The organism is Loigolactobacillus backii (genome assembly GCF_003946275.1).
Lineage (GTDB): Bacteria > Bacillota > Bacilli > Lactobacillales > Lactobacillaceae > Loigolactobacillus > Loigolactobacillus backii.
Genome location: NZ_RHNQ01000049.1, coordinates 1 through 17740 on the forward strand (window position 1 = coordinate 1; position 17740 = coordinate 17740).

The 17740-nt window shown below is 41.3% G+C and carries 15 protein-coding genes; 8 read left to right on the forward strand and 7 right to left on the reverse strand.

From position 1 onward, the window contains the following. From EKM61_RS12140 to EKM61_RS12150, 3 genes are all read right to left on the reverse strand, one after another. The coding region (locus tag EKM61_RS12140) for a hypothetical protein (protein ID WP_191983599.1) at positions 1–2362 on the reverse strand (2362 nt) is incomplete at its 3' end. Between the two features lie 96 nt (positions 2363–2458). Further along, positions 2459–2749, reverse strand: coding sequence for a hypothetical protein (locus EKM61_RS12145; protein ID WP_191980749.1), 291 nt, complete (start codon positions 2747–2749; stop codon positions 2459–2461). 354 nt (positions 2750–3103) lie between these two features. Continuing rightward, on the reverse strand, positions 3104–3511 hold the full coding sequence (locus EKM61_RS12150; RefSeq protein WP_191980751.1) for a hypothetical protein: 408 nt from the start codon (positions 3509–3511) through the stop codon (positions 3104–3106). Between the two features lie 70 nt (positions 3512–3581). Between EKM61_RS12150 and EKM61_RS12155 the strand changes: the two genes are divergently transcribed. The 3 genes from EKM61_RS12155 to EKM61_RS08795 all read left to right on the forward strand — a co-directional run bounded on the left by EKM61_RS12155 (position 3582) and on the right by EKM61_RS08795 (position 6055). Continuing rightward, on the forward strand, positions 3582–3719 hold the full coding sequence (locus EKM61_RS12155) for an LPXTG cell wall anchor domain-containing protein (protein WP_191980752.1): 138 nt from the start codon (positions 3582–3584) through the stop codon (positions 3717–3719). A gap of 339 nt (positions 3720–4058) precedes the next feature. Continuing rightward, on the forward strand, positions 4059–5069 hold the full coding sequence (locus EKM61_RS08790) for a glycosyltransferase family 2 protein (protein WP_068376576.1): 1011 nt from the start codon (positions 4059–4061) through the stop codon (positions 5067–5069). 2 nt (positions 5070–5071) lie between these two features. Beyond that, positions 5072–6055 carry a glycosyltransferase family 2 protein gene (locus EKM61_RS08795; protein WP_068222620.1) on the forward strand — a complete coding sequence of 328 codons (984 nt, stop codon included), beginning with the start codon at positions 5072–5074 and terminating at the stop codon, positions 6053–6055. 292 nt (positions 6056–6347) lie between these two features. On the opposite strand, the gene EKM61_RS08800 is transcribed toward EKM61_RS08795, so the two are convergent. After that, positions 6348–7676 (reverse strand): coiled-coil domain-containing protein, encoded by a 1329-nt coding sequence (locus tag EKM61_RS08800; protein WP_068376579.1) that lies wholly within the window; start codon positions 7674–7676, stop codon positions 6348–6350. Further along, positions 7666–8280 (reverse strand): hypothetical protein, encoded by a 615-nt coding sequence (locus EKM61_RS08805; RefSeq protein WP_125636192.1) that lies wholly within the window; start codon positions 8278–8280, stop codon positions 7666–7668. Before EKM61_RS08805 ends, EKM61_RS08800 begins: the two co-directional genes overlap by 11 nt. A gap of 350 nt (positions 8281–8630) precedes the next feature. Between EKM61_RS08805 and EKM61_RS08810 the strand changes: the two genes are divergently transcribed. The 5 genes from EKM61_RS08810 (at position 8631) to EKM61_RS08830 (ending at position 16037) form a co-directional block, all read left to right on the forward strand. After that, positions 8631–9977, forward strand: coding sequence for a hypothetical protein (locus tag EKM61_RS08810; protein WP_068222626.1), 1347 nt, complete (start codon positions 8631–8633; stop codon positions 9975–9977). A gap of 323 nt (positions 9978–10300) precedes the next feature. Then, positions 10301–11209 (forward strand): immunoglobulin-like domain-containing protein, encoded by a 909-nt coding sequence (locus EKM61_RS08815; RefSeq protein ID WP_068222629.1) that lies wholly within the window; start codon positions 10301–10303, stop codon positions 11207–11209. Between the two features lie 83 nt (positions 11210–11292). Beyond that, positions 11293–12873 (forward strand): glycosyltransferase family 4 protein, encoded by a 1581-nt coding sequence (locus EKM61_RS08820; protein WP_068222633.1) that lies wholly within the window; start codon positions 11293–11295, stop codon positions 12871–12873. Positions 12874–12886: 13 nt separating this feature from the next. Continuing rightward, positions 12887–14383, forward strand: coding sequence for a glycosyltransferase (locus EKM61_RS08825; RefSeq protein WP_068222640.1), 1497 nt, complete (start codon positions 12887–12889; stop codon positions 14381–14383). A 235-nt stretch (positions 14384–14618) separates the two neighbouring features. Beyond that, on the forward strand, positions 14619–16037 hold the full coding sequence (locus tag EKM61_RS08830) for a 4-hydroxyphenylacetate 3-hydroxylase N-terminal domain-containing protein (protein ID WP_068222642.1): 1419 nt from the start codon (positions 14619–14621) through the stop codon (positions 16035–16037). A 278-nt stretch (positions 16038–16315) separates the two neighbouring features. Here EKM61_RS08830 and EKM61_RS08835 read toward each other — a convergent pair whose 3' ends face one another. Both EKM61_RS08835 and EKM61_RS08840 read right to left on the reverse strand, forming a co-directional pair. Then, positions 16316–16951, reverse strand: coding sequence for a beta/alpha barrel domain-containing protein (locus EKM61_RS08835; RefSeq protein ID WP_068226178.1), 636 nt, complete (start codon positions 16949–16951; stop codon positions 16316–16318). 82 nt (positions 16952–17033) lie between these two features. After that, positions 17034–17306 (reverse strand): hypothetical protein, encoded by a 273-nt coding sequence (locus EKM61_RS08840; protein WP_068222644.1) that lies wholly within the window; start codon positions 17304–17306, stop codon positions 17034–17036. Positions 17307–17740: the final 434 nt, after the last annotated feature.

Sequence of the window (17740 nt, forward strand, 5' to 3'; positions counted from 1 at the left end):
ATCCAAATAACTCAGCAGTCAGTTCAGCTGCTTCCACAGCAAGTTCAGCATCAAGCGTAGCTTCAAGTGCTGCCAGTGATGCTTCAAGTGCTGCTACAACGGCAAGTTCAGCTGCTTCAGTTGCTAGCTCAGCAGCCAGTGCTGCTAACAGTGATGCTGCAGCCGGTAATTCAAGTGCTGCCGCCAGTGATGCTTCAGTTGCAAGTTCGGCTGAAAACATTGCCAGCTCAGCTGCTTCAACGGCTGCCAGTGATGCTTCCACAGCCTCAAGTGCTGCTAGTGTCGCCAGCTCAGCCGCTAATACAGCTGCTTCAACAGCTAATAGTGATGCTGCTAATAATCCATCAAGTGCTGCAAGTTCAAGTGCTTCGCAAGCATCAAGCTCTGCTAATAGTGCTGGAAGCGATGCTTCAAATGCATCAAGTTCAGCCTCAGAAGCAAGCTCATCAGCCAGCAAAGCTAGCTCATCAGCTAGTGAGGCTTCAAGTGCTGCAAACACTGATCCAAATAACTCAGCAGTCAGTTCAGCTGCTTCGACAGCCAGCTCAGCATCTAGTGTAGCCTCAAGTGCTGCCAGTGATGCATCGAGTGCTGCCAGTGACGCCTCAAGCGCTGCTAGTGTCGCAAGTTCTGCCGCTAGCGAAGCCTCAAGTGCCGCTGCAACTGGTAATTCAAGTGCTGCATCAAGCGCTGCTAGTGTTGCCAGCTCAGCTGAATCAGTTGCAAGTTCTGATGCTTCAACAGCCGCAAGTGATGCTTCGACAGCCAGCTCAGCTGCTTCAGTCGCAACATCAACTGCAACTAGTGACGCGCAGAATAATCCATCAAGTGCTGCAAGTTCAAGTGCTTCACAGGCATCGAGCTCAGCTAATAGTGCTGGAAGCGATGCATCAAATGCATCAAGTTCAGCATCAGAGGCAAGTTCATCGGCCAGCGAAGCTAGCTCATCCGCTAGTGAAGCTTCAAGTGCTGCAAACACTGATCCAAATAATTCAGCAGTCAGTTCAGCTGCCTCAACAGCCAGTTCAGCATCAAGTGTAGCTTCAAGTGCTGCCAGTGATGCTTCAAGTGCTGCCTCAACAGCCAGTTCAGCTGCCTCAACAGCCAGCTCAGCCGCAAGTGCTGCTAGCAGTGACGCTGCTAAGGGTGATTCAAGTGCTGCCTCAAGTGAAGCTTCGACAGCCAGCTCAGCTGCTTCAACGGCCAGCTCTGCAGCATCAACAGCTTCAAGTGATGCTTCAACAGCCAGCTCAGCCGCTTCTACGGCCAGTTCGGCTGCTTCAGTTGCAACATCAACCGCTGCTAGTGATGCACAGAACAACCCATCAAGTGCTGCAAGTAGCTCTGCAACAAGTGCAGGTAAAGATGCATCAAATGCATCAAGCTCCGCATCTGATGCAGGCAATTCAGCAAGTGAAGCTAGCTCATCTGCTAGTGAAGCTTCAAGTGCCGCAAACACTGATCCAAATAATTCAGCAGTCAGTTCAGCTGCTTCAACAGCAAGTTCAGCATCTAGTGTAGCCTCAAGTGCTGCCAGTGATGCTTCAAGTGCTGCCTCAACAGCCAGCTCAGCTGCTTCAACAGCCAGCTCAGCCGCAAGTGCTGCTAGCAGTGACGCTGCCAAGGGTGATTCAAGTGCTGCTGCCAGTGATGCTTCGACGGCCAGCTCAGCCGCTACGGCCAGTTCTGCAGCATCAACAGCTTCAAGTGATGCTTCGACAGCCAGCTCAGCCGCTTCAGTAGCCAGCTCAGCTGCTTCGGTCGCAACATCAACCGCTGCAAGTGATGCACAAAATAACCCATCAAGCGCTGCAAACTCATCAGCTAGCAATGCTAATAGTTCTGCAACAAGTGCAGGTAAAGATGCATCTAATGCATCAAGCTCCGCATCTGATGCAGGTAATTCTGCAAGCGAAGCTAGCTCATCAGCTAGTGAGGCTTCAAGTGCAGCAAACACTGATCCAAACAACTCAGCAGTAAGTTCAGCTGCTTCCACAGCAAGTTCAGCATCTAGTGTAGCTTCAAGTGCTGCCAGTGATGCTTCAAGTGCTGCCTCGACAGCAAGTTCAGCTTCTTCAGTTGCTAGTTCAGCAGCAAGTGCAGCAAACAGCGACGCCGCAGCCGGTAATTCAAGTGCTGCCGCAAGCGAAGCTTCAGTTGCAAGTTCAGCTGAAACTGTAGCAAGCTCAGCCGCTTCAACAGCCGCAAGTGATGCTTCGACAGCCAGCTCAGCCGCTTCCACGGCCAGCTCAGCTGCTTCAGTAGCAACATCGACAGCTGCAAGTGACGCACAGAATAACCCATCAAGTGCTGCAAGCTCATCAGCTAGCAATGCTAACAGCTCTGCAACAAGTGCTGGCAAAGATGCATCTAATGTATCAAGCTCTGCATCGAACGCAGGTAATTCTGCTAGTGAAGCTTCTTCTGCTGCATCAACTGCTAGTAGCTTAGCAAGTGATCATTCTACTGATCCAGTTGTAAGTTCAGCTGCTTCAACAGCTAATTCAGCATCAGGTGTAGCTTCAAGTGCTGCAAGTGATGCTTCAAGTGCTGCTTCAACAGCAAGTTCTGCAGCTTCAGTAGCCAGCTCAGCCGCAAGTGCTGCCAACAGTGATGCTGCCAAAGGTAATACAAGTGCTGCCGCAAGCGAAGCTTCAGTTGCAAGTTCAGCTGAAACCGTAGCAAGCTCAGCCGCTTCAACTGCTGCAAGTGACGCATCAACTGCTAGTTCGGCCGCTTCCGTAGCCAACTCAGCTGAGGCCGTTGCAAGTTCTGCAGCTGCTAAAGATGACGCTGCTCAGACTGCCGCTGGCTCATATGCTAGTGAAGCAGCAAGTTCAGCTTCAGTTTCAAGTTCCGCAGCTAGTGATGCTTCTAGTCAAGCTGCTACCTACCCAGACGATGCCACTATCCAGTCAGCTGCATTAACGGCAAATTCAGCAAATAATGTTGCTCAATCCGCCGCAGCTGATGCTAGTGCTGCTGCAACCGTTGCATCAAGTGCTGCCGCTGCCGGTAACACAAGTCTTGCAAGTGCTGCTACATCACGTGCTGCAAGTGATGCCGCTGTTGCAAGTTCAGCTGCTAGTGTTGCACAATCTGCTCAAGCAGTAGCTGATTCCGCAGCTGCTTCTGAAGCTGCCAAGAACAACTCCAATGCTGCAGGTTCTAATGGATCAAATGGTTCAAATGCTGCCGGTTCTAACGGATCAACAGGTAATGGATCAAATGGTTCAAGTGCTGCCGGTTCTAATGGAACTACAGGTAATGGATCAAATGGTTCAAACACCAATGGTTCTAATGGAACTACAGGTAATGGATCAAATGGTTCAAATACCAATGGTTCTAACGGATCAACAGGTAATGGATCAAATGGTTCAAATACCAATGGCTCTAACGGATCAACAGGTAATGGATCAAATGGTTCAAACGCCAATGGTTCTAACGGATCAACAGGTAATGGATCAAATGGTTCAACAACTGCCGCTGGTTCTAATGGAACTACAAGCACAACTGGTACTACAGCCAGTGTTGTACCAACTTCAACAACTAATGCTTCATCTACGACATTACCAACATCATTGAGTGGTAACTCGAGTTCTAAATTACCACAAACTGGTGAAAGTTCTGACGCTGCCTTAGCAATGGCTGGAACAATTGTTCTTGGTCTTGCTGGTTTGGCTGGCGCAGGAATGAAACGCCGTCGTCGTGAGGATTAGAGTTTAAGAATTGAATGCTATTAATCGTAAACTTGATTAATAGAAAAAGGGTGTCTCCTAAGTGGGAGGCACCCTTTTTTTGCTAAATTATGAATGTTATAATTAGGTAGTAATAGTAATGAAATTTAAAAATAATATATCTTTTATACCGATAAAAAAACTTCATTCACGTGCTAGATCAACAAGTGATAAAACATCCAATAAATATTACTAATTAAAAGGGTTTCTATATTTTTTTGGAATTATTTTCGTGAGGGTTAATTATTAATAATTAACCAGTATAAATGAAAAAATATTAAGAATATGATGAGACTCTAAATAAAGAAGGTTTGAATTGTAATGAAAAAAACAGTTTCTATTATTATTCCATTTCATAGTGAACCAACCTACACGGTTTTTAATGTCTTAGCATCAATAAATAATCAAATTGGCATTGATTTTGAGAAGGTCGAGGTTGTCTTGGTCAATGATGGTGGACCTGAACTTCCAGATGGTGTAGACACATTTAAGTTACTCAAAAATTTAGATATTGTTTATATTCGTTTAAGTAAGGGACATGGTCCTGGGCCTGCCCGGCAAAAGGGTATGGATCGCGCGAGTGGCCAGTACTTCATGTTTATGGATGCGGACGATCAATTTCATATCGATGAGGCACTGTTAGACTTCTTTAACGTTACTAATAAAGGTAGCTATGATTTAATCGCTGGTAAGTATGTGGAGCAGGCCAGGGATATTAAAACAGATGACTTTTTCTATGTTTTTCATGATAATACTGAAAACTATTCTATTTTCTCTAAATGGTTTAACCGCGATCTCATTGAACGGTATCACATTCATTGGGCGGATGATTTGAGAGTATTTGAAGACACTTATTTTGTTGGTTTAGTCACTGAATTTTCGACGAACACTAAGCGAATAGACAGTATTGGTTACAGCTGGTTGTATAACAGTAAATCAACTGGCCGAAGTACTGGTAAATTAGGCGTTTCCTTTGATGATCAGCTGCATACTTGGAGTAAAGAACGCCGCTATTTTCTCGAAGAAGTGCAAAAATATAAACCAGAACGCGTGGCGGACCTATTTGTTGCCTATGTTGCCGATATATATTACCGGCAAAAGCGATTTACACCGGCAGATATCGGAAAATTTGCGGAAGAACATGTTCATTTATTACGTGAATTCAGTTCATATTGGCTACCAGCGCGTGCGAAGATTATGCAGACGATTATTAACTATAATCAAAAAGGAACGATCTATGACGATTTAAGTAATGATGATGCACTGAAATTCTTATTTCAAACAGAACAATATGCTTTAGGTGATCAATTCTCTAAACAGGAGGTGAAATAATAATGAAGACGAAGAAGAATACTGAACCAACTGTGTCGATTATTATTCCCTTTCATAATGAAGATGAGTGTCAACTCAGTATTGCACTGTCATCAATTAATTCGCAAATTGGGATTGATTTCAATGAAGTTGAGATCATATTAGTGGGCGATGGTGGTAAGAGGCTCACTAATCCAGCAGATTTCAACCTATTTAATAACCTAACTATTCGGTATAAGTACTTTACGAATAGTGGGGGTGCTGGTGTTGCAAGACAACGTGGGATGCAACTGGCTAAGGGCCGTTACTATATGTTTGTTGACGCCGATGATGAGTTCTATTATGATGGCGCCTTACTAGAGTTCTTTAATGCGGTCAGTAAAGGTGATCACGAAGTAGTGGTAGCTAAGTACATTGAACAGGGTAGAAATGCTGATGGTAGTTATTTTTACTTGCATAATGAGCCCATTTGGAGTGCGGCCTATGCCAAGTGGTTTAATCGTGATTATGTTAAACGGATGGGGTTACACTGGCTGGATGATGTGCGAATATTTGAAGATGTTTACTTCTGTTCAATGGCAATTGAATTATCTAGTGATGTTGTTTGGCTTAATTCATTTGTCTACAGTTGGTTGTACAATCCTAAATCAACGGTTAGAGATCCGGCCTTAAAATTTAATATTCAGTTAGATCAATGGGCCAAAATGAATAAATATTATTTGCGTAAAATTAGAGAAAAGGCACCCCAAAAGCTGGCGTTTGATTTTGGTAATTCAGTTTCGACATTATTTTACTGGAAAAAGAAAAACCCTGGTTATGATGCCGCGGCGTTGAATCGAGAGCAACAATTGATGTTAAAGGAAAATTCTGATCTATGGGATTCAACTCAAGGTATTATGCAGCAACAATTACAGGTATTACATAAGCCTGGTACTGAATTTGAAAACTATGATATTTCCGATTTTAGTGAATATTTGGCGCATTCTAAAGCGTTAATGAACAATTAGGTTGGAAAAGATCTAGTGAAGTGAAGGAATGATTAGGTCGTTAAGCGTTTAGTTAGTGAGGAGTGGGACAAAGGTCGGTTTTGGATAGGCACGTGAATCCAGAATTTTTGTCTTAGCCTCGTTTTAACCATATTATTTGTACCATTAGCAGCAACCTCTTAAGCAATCTATACAATTACCATAAGGCGTTAGTAATTACTGTTAGACGCTTCGCCATGCGTATAGGTGGTAAAGTAAGAAAGTATTCCTGGTTTTTGCTAACGTTATTGGCACCTTTTTTGATATCAAGTTATTACATATTTGGGACGGCAATTTGGATTGGTAAGTTTGCCTCATCAATAGTCATCATGCTGAAATCAGAATGAATTCGTTTGACTAAAGTAGCACCGGTATGGAAATCATCAACAATAAAACGACGTCCTGGTAATAAGGCTAACTTTTCTTCAAAATCATCAGCCGCAATTGCATCGGCGGAAATGAACGGAATCATGTTAATATGGCTTTCTTTGATAAGTTTAAGCATATCCTGCGATTCAATACCGATGACAAGCAGATTAGCCGTTGCAAAGTTATACTTCAACCACCAGCTGCTAAGTTCAAGCGGTGAGTCAAAAGTATTGACTAAAATGCCTGAGCCATCAAACACTTCTAACCGGGTTTGTTTACCCGTTTCATAATTAACAACAAGGGTTGTTAGACCATTTTGTCGGTAATATTCTTCCCGTTCAATTATTCCATCTTTTGTGTAAAAGGCATTGGCGGCAAGAATACCCATTTCATTATAAAAGCTGTGCTTAGTAATTGAATCACCAGTAAAGTAACTAATATCGACAATTCGTTGCTTGGCACCCTTAGTATAACGAACTTGTAATTTTGAAGCATCATTGCCCAGAGTAAGTGTTTGGAGTGTGCGGTCTTTATTCCAATGGCTTGATTTAATATTTTCTTCAGGTAAAGTTACAGGCTGACTGGTTGATTGGCCTGTATGCTGAACGTGATAAAGTGGGTTGATAATCTCAATTCTTTTGCGATCAAGATTGTTTTGCTTAGCTAATTCATCAATTTCACCGGAGATATTAATATCAAAATAACCAGTATAGAGACCAACCTTTTTAAGTCCTTGGTCAAGTAATTTTTTAATTAACATGATTAAAAAGTCCACATTAGACGGCAAAAAAGAATCTAAACTCAAAACGACTTGCTCGTTCTTAGCAAAATTAAGCGGTTTAATCCTTTGGGGCATTCCAAACCATTTAAGAACATTAGCTTCGGATTTATTAAGCTCTTCTTTTAGAGTAAAGATGTCCTTTCTAGTCTGCGTTTGGCTATTTTTTAATTCATCGATTTGTTTTTGAAGATCAGCTTTTTTCATTGAACGAGTTTGCTGATTCTTTGTCTTTTGCGCATTAAGGTCACTTTGCCGCTTCTTTAGCTTATCAGCCTCAACTTGTAGGTCAGAGATTGTCGCGTTGACGGCGCTAATCTTACTTTCAATACTCTTGTATTTAGCTTGTGTGACATCACGTTTTGAATTACTTTGTTTTAATTGAGCGTGCAGATCATTGATCTTATCACGGTATTTGTCAGCCAATTCAATAATTTCTTGTGGGTCATTGGCCATTGGCCGCGTGCATTTGGTTTGTGATTTCAACTTCCTGATCTTGCAAATCTTCAATTGATTTTTGTTGGTTCTTTAATGTGTCATAGATATCATTTAATTGAACCTTTAAATCGCTAACAGTTTTTTTGTGATCTTGAATTGAATGATTAGATGAATGGAGCTGTGATTCAAACTTTGACATCTGTGCGTCAAATTCACTGTCATCCATGCCACTAATAGCGGTAATTTTAGCCTTCAATTCATTGTAGCGCTTAGTATAGGCCTTATCGCTTTCCTGTATCCTAGCTAGTTCGGCCTGTAACTTATCTTTTTTATTGAACATCGTGTCTTGAAGTTCTCCGTAAACTTCATTATATTGCTTGCAAATTAATTTTAGTTTAGTTTGCGCTGGAAGATCCGAATCTATTTTGGCAATTTCAAGTTTGCTAGTGCCTTTGTTCTTGTTTTTATTTTTTTCTGTGAAGTTCGCCGAGATAACAGGTGTTTTAGTGCTGGTCTTTTTATTTTTTTCAACAACCTTGTCAGTAGTGACCTTTTTTTTATCTTCTGTGGTTGATTCACCCTTAGTCTCAACCTTTGAATTTCGACTCTTAAATAATTTCATCCAAATATTCCCTCCACGTTTGAACAGCTTAATCACAAAACTAATAACTAAATTAATAATCTTTGAACAACCTTGAATTAAATCACTTGATTTTAGCATAATCTCATTATACTCTTATCCAATCATTTAGTTTACCAATTAATGAACGAGCTTATCATTTGTTTCTTAATAGTTTATAATACCCATTATAGACTAATATTCAATGAATTTGTGGTCTCTTTTTATAACATAATTCATTGATTTATGGTTTGCGTTATAGAGAATGATTGGTTAATCTATTTTTATACGGTAGATTATAAATATAAGTGAATACCTTAACGAAAGGTATTTAGTATATGAGGAGGGATTCGATGGATTTTCAAGACTTACTAGGTAGTGAGAATCAGTTAAACTTACTGATTTCGGGAATACTAGTAGATCATCCTGAAGATGATATGCCGCAACTGGCAGAGGCAAGCCACGTTGAGTTTAAGGCGCTAACTAAGGACTTAGAAACAATTTACACTGACCTTTCTAATACGGCAACGCCAGAGCTAACTGCTGGTCACTTGACGCGCAATCATTTAGTGAATCTTCGCCGCTTGTACCTGCAGCGTTCAAAGTCTGTTAAATGGATACAGACGATACTTCGTGATGGCAAGCAATCCCACGCTGAGCATTCCCGGCTGATTGCGTTAATTTTTGGTAATGACGACGTTGATGAAGCATTAGTTACCGAAAATACAATTCGGGGCTGGCTTACTAATTTAACCTTGGCCGTTGATGATGATAAGTTTGGTTTAGTTGGTTGGCGTTCCGAGAGTCAGGCTATATTTGAATCATTAACGAAGACTTTTAATTTACATTGCAAGAAGAGCACGGCCGATTTTTTGAGGGCCTGGATTAGAGTGAGTTTAAGTCGAATTCAAGGGAAACATTTTATGACTGGTGTTTTTGTGCGGGATGAGTTACCTGAAAATCTGCGTGCTTTATGGGATGAGGTTGCTCAAATAATTAAGCAGCCAATTGAAGGTCCATTAGTTAATGAGATCGGCGCTATTATACTGAGTGGCTTAGTCTTTTGTGATGAGTTGCCCGAAAATACACTGATTTTTGAAGATCAAATGTTTGATAAAATGGATGAACTTGCGTGGCGGGTTAGCTCGAAAATTTACCAAGAAATTCTATTTCAGCCAGATGTTGAACAGTCAAAGCTTAAACAAATTGATCAGGATATTATTCGCGCGGTTATCAATCTACACCACCGTGACTGGCTGACTGGAGGCCAATTAGATTACGCACCATTACCAGGTATGTTAAGTGAACAGTTAGCAACAATCTTGACGCCGGTGCACGAAGGGTTAGCTCAACTGCCACTTTATGATGTTGAACAAGCGACTGTGGCGCGACTTGAGCCGCAATATGATGCGTTATTAAGTCAGCTGTTGCCACTGAACCTGATAAAAAGGCCAGTTCACATTGTAGTTGATTTTCAAAAGGCGCCTTTTTGGACTGCACAAATAACACAACAAATTGCTAAGGTTAGTCAATTACCGGTTGTTATCGATGAACAACCTGATGAAAACACGGATATTACCATAACAGATGGTTACAGTTCTGTGGATGCCACACAGCTTGTTTGGATGCTGCCCCCAACAAATTCAGATTGGCAAATATTTGCCAAAACATTGTTAAAAAAATGGCAAGGCGTAGACTGAAATTGTGGATAGGAAATATCTTGAAACTATTTTTTTGCAGTATTTTGTAATAGAATTAATTTAAGTGTGTGGGAATGGCGCTGTTTTTTTAAACACGTTTACACTAAATTAGCCAGGTAAATACTAGTAAAAGTATTTTCCAAGCATAATTTCCATAGCGGTAAGTTGTAGGTTAGCAAATTCTTTTTAAACAGATAACTTGCTGCAATTGCAAAATAGAATTCAACCGTTTTTTGCGATCGTTCTAGGGGCTTTGTTGTTATTTTAATGGAATTTTTTTAATGGAATTTAACTAAGGATCAGAGGGGGGAGAAGTGGTATAAGTGAAATTGGAAAAGCGCATTGGGTTAACGCTATTACTAACTAGTCCAATTTTAACTGGGGTTGCTGCTCTGGGAACTCCGTTTGTGCTCACATCTGCTACACAAGTTGTCGCTGCTAGTGCCTTGCCGACAATTCATGTACCAGAACAGCAGATTTATGTTGGCGATGATGTTAATTTGCTAAAGGGTGCCTACGCGACTGGTCCCAACGGAGAAAACTTGACGAGTACTATTAAAGTGACTAGTTATGGTGGCTTGAATTCCGGGCAGGCTGGGCAGTATTGGGTAAGCTATAGTGTCACTGATGCAGCAGGTCAAACAGCCACGACCCGGGCCTTATTTGTTCGAAAGGCCCTAATTTCGCGAACAATCACGGTAAAAGCAGCGGGAAAGACACTGACTAGTTATACACTGCAGGGTAAGGCTAGTACGACTAATGCAGTGCTGCAAAATACGCTGGATAAATATAAGAGTCAAGGCTATAAATTGAAACATACGAATTTACCCAAGGATGAGGCTATTTTTGCTGGGACTACTAGTAGCTACGTTATTGATTTAAGTAAGTCACCGGCTACTAAAAAAAGTAAAAAGTCTAGGGCTAAGGTCAAACCAAAAGTTAAGGCCGAAGTAACAACTAAGCAAAAGAAAAAAACTATTGTGAAAAGTGAAGTAAAGACGCACAAAGAGAATAAGGGCCAAAGTATAAAAACGACTGCAACGGTAGCCGCGGCCCGAATGGAAAAACAGTACGTCAAAGCGCCAGGAATTTGGTCACCAAAGGTTATTTTGAATGATCAAGAAATTCAGGTCCAGGCTGATCATTCTCGTGGTGATGGTGACAACGATAGTAGTGCTTGGCAGAATTGGATCGGTGCAATGAGTGGTAGTTGGTTAATTGGCGAGCGGTAAGCAAACCTTTGGGCTGTTTGGCGTTTGGGTAAGGCCTTGTTATTATTTTTTAAATTTGGAATGAAGAGACAGGAGGATCAATTATGATATTTTTTATTAATAGTGTTATGCAAAAGAATAAATCTGGGATTGAATTTGCTCAGCTACGACGGATTGAACTATTTAATGACCATCAGGTTGATTACCGTTTAGTTGTGCGCGATTGGGATCCTAAACTACATATCGCAACACGAGAAGCTGGAATTGACGATGATCACCTCATCAACATGTTTGAGTATTTTCAAAATGCGCAAAAAGTTGAGGAAAAGCCTAAACATATTGAGGATCTTGATTTCGGTGTACCAGAAACACATCTACAAGAAGAGGCTTCACGTTATTTAGTTTTCAGCAAAACAAATCAGTTGATCGCGCGCGCTAATTTTACCGGTGAAGATAAACAGATTGTTTCCACTGAATTATTTGATGGCTTTAATAATCTTTATCGGGTGGATAATTATGATACTCGTGGTTTTCGGACGTTATCACAGTGGTATTCGCCAGATAATAAAGTTGATACTGAGGTTTGGTTAAATACTGATGGCCTACCTGCTGTAGAAAAATTTTATAAGCCAGGTAATGATGGCAAATTACAAACCACTGGTTGGCGATTAACTGATCGAACCAACGGTAAAATATACATGTTTGATACGATTGAAGAGTTAACGGTTCGTTTTCTTGATGATCTAAATGATGAGTTTTGGTCTAAGAAACACCCGAATATTTATGTAATTGATCGTGGCCATGTTGCTGACTGGGGAATTTTACACTTGAAGCGGGCGGCTTATTCAGTCAATTATCTGCATAATGCCCACGCGAGTGCCCAAGATCCAATGGCTGAAATTGTTAATAATAATTATGAATTTACGTTAAATGCGCTTGATGGTTATGATGCCATTGCTGCCTCAACGCATAAGCAAAACCATGATGTGGAAATGCGCTATCATCCAACTGCTAAGCTCTTTACAATTCCAGTTGGTGTTGTGTCAGACAAGTTATTAAAGACCAAACGTATTCCGATGAAGGAGCGAATCTTCGGGAAAATGGTTGTTTTTGCTCGAATTGCACCTGAAAAACAACTGGATCAGTTGGCCGAGGCAATAGCACTTGTTCATAAGCAAGTTCCTGAAGTAACACTGGATCTATATGGTTACGCTGATTCAACGAATAACTATGAAGCTAGACGTAAAGTTCAGAAGGTTATTGTTGACAATGATCTTGGTGATGTTATTCATCTAAAAGGGTACACGAACAAGATCGATGAAGTTGAAAATCAAGCGATGCTTTATGGCTTAACTTCTGATATGGAAGGCTTTAACTTAGGTATTATGGAAGCAACGGCTCATGGCTTGGTATCAGTCACCTATGATGTTAACTATGGTCCTAATGAAATTGTTGAAGATGGTGTCAACGGAACAATTGTACCTTATGGCGACGTTGAGGCCTTTGCCAACGCAACAATTAAAATTTTGAAAGACCCACAGCTGACGCAGAAATACAGTACAGAAGCTTATAACTCTGCCGAAAGGTATTCCGAAGAAAATGTTTGGCAAGGTTGGGAAGCACTGATGTCTGACGCTGATAAAGTATGGCCAACCAAAATTGCTGCCATGAATTATCAGGCTTAAGGGGGAAGAGAAAATGTACTATTTTATTAGTGAAAATGTTTTTGGGTTAAATTCAGGGACTGAACATTCGCAGGCACGGAGAACCAGAATGTTCAACGACCAAGGCAAATCAGCATATTATGTTTCACGTAATTATAATCGTTTTTTGTATCGTGATTTAGAAACTGAAGGCCTTGAACACCGTTTCTCGCTTAATATGTATGATTATTTTCAGGGAACCTTGAATGTTAAGCGCCGTAAACAGAATATTCGTTTGATGGATGAAGTACCACTTGATGAATACCAGGTTGAATCGATTAATCCAAACTATTCCATCATAAAACATGCAGGTCGTCCAGTTGGCCGGCTAAATGTTTTACCGGGAACCGTTGGTTTAACGATGAGTGTCGAAAGTCGTGATATTCGCGGTAATATCGTTGCTCGTGAAAATTGGGACTGGCGTGGTTTTAAGTCTTCTTGTGATTATTTCCATCCGGATGGCACAGTTGCTTCACGCACCTATTATAATTTTGCTGGTGAACCAGTGATTGAAGAGACATGGATGCGAATTGGGAAACGTGTTGCGCCTTCGATGCGAAAATTAATCAATTACGAGGGGCATGATTATCGGTTTAACTCCGAAAATGAGCTATTTAAATTTTTCTTGGATGAACTTTTCAAGAAGGACAAGGATGCTATCGTTATTTCTGATCGCCACACGCTAGATAACGTTGTTGCAGATATTCAAAATGTCAAGGCAAAGTGGGGTTACCTCCATGGCGTCCACACCAATAATGCGAAGTCACCAGTAAACGGTCAAGTTCTTGAAGTCTACAAGACACTGCTTGAACAACGTCCAGCCGATTTCACTGGTGTGTTAGTTGCTACTGAGGAACAGCGGGATGATATTCGGCTGCACTTCCCAATGGCCAATGTTCGTGTAGCACCTGATACTGCAATCAGCGGAACCCACCGGCACAAGAAGGGTGACCGGCCAAAGATCATTTTTGTGGGCCGGCTAGGCGCTGATAAGCGGCCTGATCATGCTTTAGTTGTGATGAGCAATGTGGTTAAGCAGGTTCCTAACGCCGTTCTTGAGCTTCACGGTTATGCACCAACTAAACAGGCCCGTGAAGAATTGGATAAACGAGTTGATCAGTTAGGTTTGAAAGATAACGTTGTCTTTGGTGATTATCGCAGTCAAAAAGATTTAGCGACTGTTTATCGTGACGCCGACGTAATTTTACAAACTTCAAACGTGGAAAGCTTTGGGATGAACTTAGTTGAAGCAATGAGTTACGGTGTTCCAGTCGTAACTTACAATATTAAGTACGGCACCAAAGTATTGGTTCAAGATGGCGTTAACGGCTATGTTGTTCCTGATAAGGGAATTCAGGCTATGGCTGACCGAGTTGTTAAGCTTTTAACCGACGAGAAAGATTGGTCGCAAAAGAGTAAGGCTGCCTTGAAGAAGGCCAGTGAATTTACGTTTGATAAGATGATTGGTGACTGGCAAAAGGCTTTGAAATAAGGGCTTGTTCTGAGTTACAGAGCATCTTGTAAGGATAATATTTCTAAAAATGAGACTGGTACAAAATTAATCTTTTTGTGCCAGTCTCATTTTGTCGTGTATTATTGGTTTTGTGAGGTGTAACGAAAAATTTGGTTGTTAATTGGGATTGAAGTTGTTTCGTTTGTCAGAACACGTTCTAATCTAATCAATTTTTGCGTTACAGGGTAAATAAAAATGTTGGGAGATTTTTAATGTGAGTTCGATTACAGATCTAAATGATGGGCGGGCCGTCTACTTTGATGGTGCATTAGTTAACGTGGCCGAGGTGCCAATTTTTCAGAAAACACTGGCTGTTGTTAATACTTATTATGATTTACAGCGCACTAATCCAAAATTACATACTTACCAAGAGGACGGCCAAACTTTTGCGACTGCCTTTATGACACCGCGTAGTGTGACTGATTTGCAGAAGAAGCGAGCAGTTTACACGGAGATTGCTCAGGCTTCATATGGCATGTTAGGGCGGACACCTGACTTTATTGCTAGTGGGTTAGCTGTTTTAAGCGCGAAAGCTGATTTTCTCGGTAAAAATAAATATACTGATTTTGCGGCAAACGCTAAAAATTACGCTCAGCGAATTAAAAAGGGAGATATCTTTGTTTCCCACGCCTTGCAAAATCCACAGCTTGATCGTAGCAAGGCGCTAAATGCGATTCCAAAGGGTTATGCAGGTGTTCACACAGTTGATCATGACGAAAAGGGAATCTATGTTTCTGGGGCTAAAATGGTGAATACTTTAGCGCCCATTGCGGACGAATTATTAGTCTTCAATCCACCAGAATTATTGTTGGACGCCGGTGATACTAGCTATGGTCTTGCTTTTGCTGCGCCGCTTAATTTATCCGGCGCCAAGATCGTTTGCCGTAAGCCGCTTAATCACCCTGGCTATAGTGAAAATGATTATCCCTTGAGTAACGCCTTTGACGAAATTGACGCTTACGTCTTATTCGAGCACGCCTTTATTCCGTGGACGGACGTTTTTGTTTATAACGATTATGCTATGTCCAACCGTTTCTTCGTTGAATCAGGGATGTTCATCCACACTGCGCACCAAGATGAGGTTCGCGGTGTTACCAAGTTAGAATTTGTGACTAGTCTGGCAATTCGGGTGGCCAAGGCCTTGGGATTGGCCGATTATTTAGGGGTCGCCGAACAATTAGGTGAATTAACTTCGAATCTTGAGTTGATCAAAGGGACCATCGTTAATTCCGAGTTGAACGGTCAATTAGACGAACAGGGAATCTTTGCCCCTAGCGAACAAGCCTTAACTGCAGTTCGTGATAGTTTGCCAAGGATGTACGAGAAGGCCTTGCAGGTTATTCAACATTTAGCAGCCGGCTCAATGGTGGCTGTTCCTGATTTTAGGGAATTCAGCGGTAATAACGCCACTATTTTACGGCAGGCCTACACGTCAGAAAAAATTGGTGCCGAAGATCGGGCTAAATTGTTAAATTTGGCTTTTGATGTTAGTAGTGCTGCCTTTGGTCAACGACAACTCATGTACGAATATTACCACGGTGGTGATCCGAAACGAATTCGGGCCAATCATTTTCGACATGAGGATTTGACGGCTGGTACGGCAATGCTGGAACGAATTTTGAAATTGAAGTAATTTGATTGTGGTGCATTAATTGGTGGCCAGCCGCTGAAATGTAGCGACTGCTACTTGAACTTATTCACTACTAAGTAGACCAAACTGTAATCAACAGAATTTGAAACGGTTAAATTTTCCGATTCGTTGGTGCAGCGAATGGTACAGCCTTTCAAATACGGCTATAGTACATTAGTTAAATAAAGGAACCCCTGTAATTGGTAAGCAAATTCACCAATTACAGGGGTTCCTTTATTTTAATTGCTAGTGCGTCAGGAATACGCGCTTAACTTTATCGGCTAAGTATTATTTTTGGTTCTTTCGATTTCTTGTTTCCGATAAAGAGCCATTTTTTTACTGAAAAGTTCACCATTACTTGGTGGCGTGTAAGTGACGGCGTTGGCCCCTGCGGCAATGACTGCCTCAATGGTTTCATCAGATTTACCACCAGTGGCGATAATCGGTAATTCAGGGTATTTTTGCCGAACTTGCCGCACAATGCTGACCGTATTTTTTCCGCCAGAAATATTGACAATATCAACGCCCGCCGCCAAGCGTGGCCTTAAATCGGTTCGATCCGTAACCACCGTTAAAATAAGTGGGATGTCAACGACTTGATTGACCGCTTTAATTGTTTCAATCGGTGTCGGTGCGTTGATGACCACGCCGAGACTACCAAGGCTTTCGGCAAACAGGCTAATGTTTACCGAACGTTGACCGTGAGTTAGGCCACCACCAACTCCGGCAAAAACGGGGATGTCCGCCACCATGCTGATCCCTTGCATGATCGCCGGGTGGGGTGTGAATGGATAAACGGCAATGACAGCGTCGGCGTTGGTATTTTTAATAATTGCCATATCAGTAGAGAAAATGATCGAACGAATTCGTTTACCCAAAATAATAATACCGCTGGCTTGGTGAATGATCTCTGGCATGCGCACAATATTTTGCCGCAATTCAGTCACAATTTCCGGTGCTTTTTGATTCAACGCTAATCACTTCCTTCGCAATTGTTGGTTACTTATCCTCATCCTTGGGTTGTTTATCCGCCAAGTAAACACTGGTGTCATTTTGCCGGCGTTGATCCGCGGCCTCATTATTATGTGGATCCTCTTTATTGAAATTCATTGTTTCAGTAGCATCAGGAACTTGTTCTGGTGCAACTTCGGGTTTTTCCATTGGATTTTCGTTTTGCTCATCATAGCTCATATTGCTGTCGTGGGCGCCACTACGATTTGTTTCAGTTTCAAAGTGTTCTTCTAGGTGCTTTTCTTCATCAAATTTTGTCATTTTTGTACCTCCTTGGGTTGAGGGTCTGTTTGCTGTCACGGTAAAATTTTATTTTTAGAAAATGGATATTTCATTGCTTTAAAGGTTGACCGGGCAATGATTTACACCAAATTAGTCAGAAAATACTCACAAAGGTAATTTTCAAACACATTTCCACTAAATCGGCTAGAGAGATACTCTTAAAAATATTTTCCACCGCCTAAGCAGAATCATATTTCTAGAATTAAGGCCAAGTTACATTACCCAACAATTAATCATACTGTCACTTTAATATAGCTACGTTGGTGAAAGCAATTTATATACTTTAGTATGTTTATTCATTTTGTTGGCCAGTATTATTTGCTATGCTGAAAAAAAGAGACTGTAAAATAGTTTGTGTAAGGATGAATGATTCCTTAAATTAATTTTCAAAAACATTAGAAAAAGGAGTTCCT

Coding starts and splice junctions, on each gene's coding strand:
- EKM61_RS08790 (WP_068376576.1), top strand. CDS start 4,059: ATGAAAAAAACAGTTTCTATTATTATTCCATTTCATAGTGAACCAACC.
- EKM61_RS08795 (WP_068222620.1), top strand. CDS start 5,072: ATGAAGACGAAGAAGAATACTGAACCAACTGTGTCGATTATTATTCCC.
- EKM61_RS08800 (WP_068376579.1), bottom strand. CDS start 7,676: ATGGCCAATGACCCACAAGAAATTATTGAATTGGCTGACAAATACCGT.
- EKM61_RS08805 (WP_125636192.1), bottom strand. CDS start 8,280: ATGAAATTATTTAAGAGTCGAAATTCAAAGGTTGAGACTAAGGGTGAA.
- EKM61_RS08810 (WP_068222626.1), top strand. CDS start 8,631: ATGGATTTTCAAGACTTACTAGGTAGTGAGAATCAGTTAAACTTACTG.
- EKM61_RS08820 (WP_068222633.1), top strand. CDS start 11,293: ATGATATTTTTTATTAATAGTGTTATGCAAAAGAATAAATCTGGGATT.
- EKM61_RS08825 (WP_068222640.1), top strand. CDS start 12,887: ATGTACTATTTTATTAGTGAAAATGTTTTTGGGTTAAATTCAGGGACT.
- EKM61_RS08835 (WP_068226178.1), bottom strand. CDS start 16,951: ATGCCAGAGATCATTCACCAAGCCAGCGGTATTATTATTTTGGGTAAA.
- EKM61_RS08840 (WP_068222644.1), bottom strand. CDS start 17,306: ATGACAAAATTTGATGAAGAAAAGCACCTAGAAGAACACTTTGAAACT.